Source organism: Levilactobacillus fujinensis (assembly GCF_003946335.1).
Taxonomy (GTDB): domain Bacteria; phylum Bacillota; class Bacilli; order Lactobacillales; family Lactobacillaceae; genus Levilactobacillus; species Levilactobacillus fujinensis.
On record NZ_RHNX01000096.1, the window covers coordinates 1 to 1173 of the forward strand.

Annotated in this window: 2 protein-coding genes; both read left to right on the forward strand. The window is 43.3% G+C overall.

The window, feature by feature from the left end; genetic code table 11:
* Window positions 1-172: 172 nt before the first annotated feature.
* A complete protein-coding gene (locus EKM89_RS13905) occupies window positions 173-388 on the forward strand; it encodes a hypothetical protein (RefSeq protein ID WP_039106706.1) in 216 nt (71 codons plus the stop codon).
* A gap of 3 nt (window positions 389-391) precedes the next feature.
* The coding region (locus EKM89_RS13910) for an ArdC-like ssDNA-binding domain-containing protein (protein WP_125689355.1) at window positions 392-1173 on the forward strand (782 nt) is incomplete at its 3' end.

A 1173-nucleotide genomic window follows, 5' to 3' on the forward strand; every position in this document is an offset into this window, starting at 1 on the left:
ACGCCAAGTTAAAGCTTGACGGCCATAAATTAAGTTTTGATTTTGATTAGAACCTGCCTACCGCCCTGCACGTTGTTGCGGGTTGGTGAACCCGTTGTTTAGGTTCACCTTTATAAAGCCAAAAGTAAACCTAAACAACGGGTGAGATTAGCAAAGCAAAGGAGATCATAAAATGGATAATAAATTAGAAGTCATTGGGAGTGAATTACCAGTTTTGCAGGCTAAAGGAACCTACAAGTATCTAAAAGAAATCACTGGTAACGGAGCCTATTATCAAGTGGCTTGGCAAAAATTGTCTGACGGTTACGTTGCCCTTTATGGCACGACCTCAATTCAAACAAAAGTGGCTCCCATACTGAATGATATTTTTGAAGATGAGGAGGGGTAACTTATGCCAAATAAAGCAAATGTTAAGGCTTGGAAAGCACAATTAGTCGCCCAGGCTGAACAGCAAATCCTAAAATTAACTGATAGTGACCAATTTAAAAAGTATCTCAATACCCTGGCTAAATTTCATCGTTATAGCGCCAGAAACATTGATTTAATTTATGCGCAAAATCCTCAAGCCACTCAAGTCGCCGGTTTTAAGCAATGGCAGAAGGCTTTTAACCGCACCGTCAACCGGGGCGCAAAAGCGATTCGGATTGCGGCTCCGATCATTAAGAAGCTAACACCAGCCGAGCAGAAGCATCTTGATACCACCGATGAGCGCGCCATTGTCGGTTATCGCTATCTACCCGTCTTTGATGTGGCACAAACTAGCGGTGAACCAGTGTTAAGTGCTAAAGACTTTGTCAAAGAAAATTTGGCCGATCATCAGAATGTGACAAGCTTATATAACGCGTTCAAAGATTATTTAAACCAGCAAACCGACCTTAAAGTCAGTGAAGTGCCTTTAGCGACGCTAAATGGGGCTAAGGGGTATTTTCAACCCAGCACTAATGAAATCGTCATTGGTGGCGATGAGCCTGACAATGCTTTGAAACTAAAGACGTTATACCACGAATATGCGCATAGCCAGCTACACGGCATAAAATCAGCCTTTAAAGATCGACCACGAGCCTATCAGGAAACCCAGGCCGAAGCGGTCGCATATGTTGCCATGCAAAATATTGGCGTTGATACCAGCAACTACTCACTCGGTTACGTGGCCACCTGGGCTAAAGATAAAGC